At 66.8% G+C, this 3,940-nt stretch carries 5 protein-coding genes; 4 read left to right on the top strand and 1 reads right to left on the bottom strand.

The window, feature by feature from the left end; genetic code table 11:
- From trpA to JNN06_RS14710, 4 genes are all read left to right on the top strand, one after another.
- A partial coding sequence (gene trpA, locus JNN06_RS14695) for a tryptophan synthase subunit alpha (protein ID WP_291240343.1) occupies positions 1-613 on the top strand: 613 nt, incomplete at its 5' end.
- Between the two features lie 150 nt (positions 614-763).
- Positions 764-1,690 (top strand): AEC family transporter, encoded by a 927-nt coding sequence (locus tag JNN06_RS14700; protein ID WP_291240344.1) that lies wholly within the window; start codon positions 764-766, stop codon positions 1,688-1,690.
- Between the two features lie 9 nt (positions 1,691-1,699).
- Positions 1,700-2,530, top strand: a complete 831-nt coding sequence (gene fghA, locus JNN06_RS14705; protein WP_291240345.1) for an S-formylglutathione hydrolase — start codon at positions 1,700-1,702, stop codon at positions 2,528-2,530.
- The gene (locus JNN06_RS14710) at positions 2,523-2,981 is read left to right on the top strand and encodes a YaiI/YqxD family protein (protein WP_291240346.1); all 459 of its coding nucleotides are present in this window, start codon (positions 2,523-2,525) and stop codon (positions 2,979-2,981) included. The genes fghA and JNN06_RS14710 overlap by 8 nt, the downstream gene beginning before the upstream one ends.
- Positions 2,982-3,148: 167 nt before the next feature.
- On the opposite strand, the gene JNN06_RS14715 is transcribed toward JNN06_RS14710, so the two are convergent.
- The coding region (locus JNN06_RS14715; RefSeq protein ID WP_291240347.1) for a lytic murein transglycosylase at positions 3,149-3,940 on the bottom strand (792 nt) is incomplete at its 5' end.

A 3,940-nucleotide genomic window follows, 5' to 3' on the forward strand; every position in this document is an offset into this window, starting at 1 on the left:
CGGCCCGACGATCCAGCTGGCCGGGCAGCGCGCGCGGGATGGCGGCATGACCATGGATCTGGTGCTGGGCATGGTGCGCGATTTCCGCCGGGGCGATTCTGAAACCCCGATCGTGCTGATGGGCTATTACAACCCGATCTATGCGCGCGGCGTCGACCGCTTTCTGGCCGAGGCGCGCGAGGCCGGGATCGACGGGCTGATCGTGGTCGATCTGCCGCCCGAGGAGGATGACGAGCTGTGCATCCCGGCACAGGCGGCGGGCCTCAACTTCATCCGGCTGGCAACGCCCACCACCGATGCCAAGCGCCTGCCGGCCGTGCTGCAAAACACCTCAGGCTTCGTCTATTACGTCTCGGTCACCGGCATCACCGGCGCCGCCGCCGCCCAGGCCGCCGAGGTCGCCCCCGAGGTCGCCCGCATCAAGCAATCAACCGATCTGCCGGTGATCGTGGGCTTTGGCATCAACACCGCCGAGAATGCCCGGGCGATTGCGGGCATCGCGGATGGCTGCGTGGTGGGCTCGGCCATCGTGAAGGAAATCGGCGCCGGCAAGCCGGTGGCCGAGGTGCTGGCCCGGGTGGCCGATCTGGCGGGCGGCGCGCATAGCGCCTGAAATCCCTTCGCACCGGGCCAGCGGCGCGTATGGATATTTGGATCAGGTTGAAGGGCAGGGGGGCGGCCAAACGGCTGGCCTTCTGCGGCGCATTCCACCTTGCATCCCCCGCCCTTGCGTGAAACGCTGGCCCAAAGCCCTGCGGACCCCATGCTGCCGATCCTTCTGAAAACCCTGCCCTTTTTCGCGCTGATCGGCACTGGCTATCTGGCCGGGCGCACGCGGTTTTTCCCGCCCGAGGGCGTGGCCTGGCTTACGAAATTCGTGTTCTTCTTCGCGCTGTCCGCGATGCTGTTCCGCTTTGCCGCCAATCTGTCGCTGTCGGAGATCTTCGATCTGCCCTTCGTGCTGGCCTATCTGGCGGCCTCCAGCCTGCTTTATGCGCTGGTCATGGCGCTTTCGCGGCTGCGCGGGCGCAGCGTGGAGGAGGCCGCGATGGAGGCGCAATGCGCCCAGTCCGGCAATACCGGCTTTCTGGGCGTGCCGATGCTGGTGGTGCTGCTGGGGCCGCAGGCGGCCGGGCCGGTGCTGATGGTGCTGACGGTGGATATGGTGGTGTTTTCCTCGCTGATCACGCTGATCATCACCGGCGCGCGCGGCGGCGCCCTGGGTCTCCATACGGTGAAGGCGCTGGCAATGGGCTGGGTGAAGAACCCGATGGTGGTCTCCATCGTGGCGGGGCTGATCTGGTCGGGCGCGGCGCTGCCGGTGCCGGGGCCTGTGAATGAATATCTGGCCATTCTGGGCGCCGCTGCCACGCCGGGCGCGCTGTTTGCCATTGGCGCCTCGCTGGCCGGGCGGGGGCTGACGCGGCTGCCGGATGCTGTCTGGCTGTCTTTCGCAAAACTGGTGCTGCACCCTGCGCTTTGCGCCATCGCCGCCTTCTGGCTGTTCCCGGTCGATCCTGTCGCCGCTGGCGTCATGGTCGCCGCCGCCAGCCTTCCGGTCGCCGGGAATGTCTATATTCTGGCGCAACATTACGGGGTGGCGCCGCAGCGCGTCTCCACCGCGATCCTGATTTCCACGGCGGCCAGCATCCTGACCGTCACGACGATCATCGCCTGGATCACAGGCTGAGGAGGACCGATGAAAACCATCAGCGAAAACCGCGCCTATGGCGGCGTGCAGGGCGTCTACTCCCATGCCTCCGAGGCCTGCGGCTGTGATATGACCTTTGGCCTGTTCCTGCCGGAGGAGGCCGAAAGCGGCCCGGTGCCGGTGGTCTGGTATCTGTCGGGCCTGACCTGCACCCATGAGAATGCGATGACCAAGGCGGGGGCGCAGAAATGGGCCGCCGAGGCCGGGCTGGCGCTCGTGTTCCCCGACACCTCGCCGCGCGGGGCCGGGGTGGCCAATGATGAGGCCTATGATCTGGGCCAGGGCGCGGGCTTCTACGTGAACGCCACCGAAAAGCCTTGGGCGCCGCATTTCCGCATGTGGGATTACATCACCGACGAGCTGCCCGAGCTGATCTTCAAGGCCTTCCCGGTGGCCGAGGAACGCCAGTCGATCATGGGGCATTCGATGGGCGGCCATGGCGCGCTGACCATCGCCATGAGCTTCCCGGGCCGCTACCGCTCGGTCTCGGCCTTCGCGCCGATTGCAAACCCGTCGGCAAGCGACTGGGGCCGCAAACAGTTCACGGCCTATCTGGGCAAGGATGAGGGCAAATGGGCCGCGCATGACGCCACGCTGCTGATGAAGAAACGCGGCTTTGACGGCCCGATCCTGATTGATCAGGGCGGCAGCGACCAGTTCCTCGATCTGCTGAGACCCGAGGCGCTGGCCGAGGCCATGGCCGCCCGCCGCCAGGGCGGCATCTTCCGCATGCAAAAGGGCTATGACCACAGCTATTTCTTCGTCTCGACCTTCATCGAAGACCATATCGGCTTCCACGCCGCTGCGCTGTATGACTGATCCGGTTCTCTATATCGACGCCGATGCCTGCCCGGTGAAGGCCGAGGCCGAGACGGTGGCGACCCGGCTGAAACTGCGCATGGTGCTGGTGTCGAATGGCGGCATCCGCCCGTCGGTCAACCCGCTGGTGCAAAGCGTCTTCGTGCCCGATGGGCCGGATGAGGCCGATAAATGGATCGCCGAACGCGCCACCACCGGCGATGTGGTGGTCACAACCGACATCCCGCTGGCCGCGAAATGCGTGGCGGCGGGGGCAGTGGTGGTGAAACCCAATGGCGAGACGCTGACCGGCGCGAATATCGGCATGGCGCTGGCCACCCGCGACCTGATGCAAGACCTGCGCAGCGCCGATCCGTTCCGGCAAGGCGGTGGCAAGGCTTTCTCGAAATCCGACCGCTCGCGCTTTCTCGACACTCTTGACCGCACCTTGCGGGCGTCACTCCGGCGGTGAGCGGGTTGGGGGGCTGTCTGCCCCCCACGCCTCCCTGCGGGAGGCTCCCCCCGAGGATATTTGAGAACAGAAAATGGCAAAGAAGCCTGTTTCATTTTCTGTTCAAAAATATCCTCAGGGGGTGAGCCCGGAACGGGCGAGGGGGCGCGAGCGCCCCCTGTCCACGCTTACCCCCGGCGCAGCGCCTCCAGCAAATCCCGGTCGGGGTAGCCATCGGGCACCAGCCCGCGGCTGGCCTGAAACGCCTTGATCGCGGCATAGGTCTTGGGGCCGACATTGCCATCGGTGCCGCCGGTATCAAAGCCCGCCGCCGTCAGGCGCTCCTGCACCTCTACCCGTTCCGACAGCCGCAGCGTGGCATCGCCCGCGGGCCAGGGCGTGCGCAGCGGCCCGCCGCCTTTCAGCCGGTCGGACAGATGCCCCACCCCGATCACATAGCTGTCGGCCTGATTATAGCGCTCGATCGCGTGGAAGTTGCGATAGATCAGGAAGGCCGCGCCCTTCACGCCCGAGGGCAACAGCAGCGCAGCCGCGCCATCCGGCACCGGCCCGCCATCGGCCCGCGTGATGCCCATGGCGCGCCAGTCGGCCCCCGCCCGTTTCGCGCCCTTGCCCGACACGCCTGCGCCAAAGCCTGGCGGCAGCGTGACCTCCATCCCCCAGGGCTGCCCGCGCTGCCAGCCCGATTTCGCGAGGTAAGCGGCGGTGGAGGCCAGCGCGTCGCTCGGGTCATCGGACCAGATGTCGCGCTTGCCATCGCCGGTGAAATCCACCGCGAAGGCGAGGTAGGAGGTCGGGATGAACTGGGTATGGCCCATGGCCCCCGCCCAGCTGCCGATCATGTGGCGCGCGTCCGTGTCGCCTGCTTGCAGGATTTTCAGCGCGCCGATCAGCTGTTGCTGAAAGAACTCGGCCCGGCGGCCATCATAGGAGAGGGTTGCGAGGGCCTCGATCAGCGG

Origin of the sequence: Gemmobacter sp., from assembly GCF_016792925.1 — a bacterium.
Lineage (GTDB): Bacteria > Pseudomonadota > Alphaproteobacteria > Rhodobacterales > Rhodobacteraceae > Gemmobacter.

Excerpts from the sequence above, each read along its gene's own strand:
- JNN06_RS14700 (WP_291240344.1), top strand. The coding sequence starts at position 764 with ATGCTGCCGATCCTTCTGAAAACCCTGCCCTTTTTCGCGCTGATCGGC.
- fghA (WP_291240345.1), top strand. The coding sequence starts at position 1,700 with ATGAAAACCATCAGCGAAAACCGCGCCTATGGCGGCGTGCAGGGCGTC.
- JNN06_RS14710 (WP_291240346.1), top strand. The coding sequence starts at position 2,523 with ATGACTGATCCGGTTCTCTATATCGACGCCGATGCCTGCCCGGTGAAG.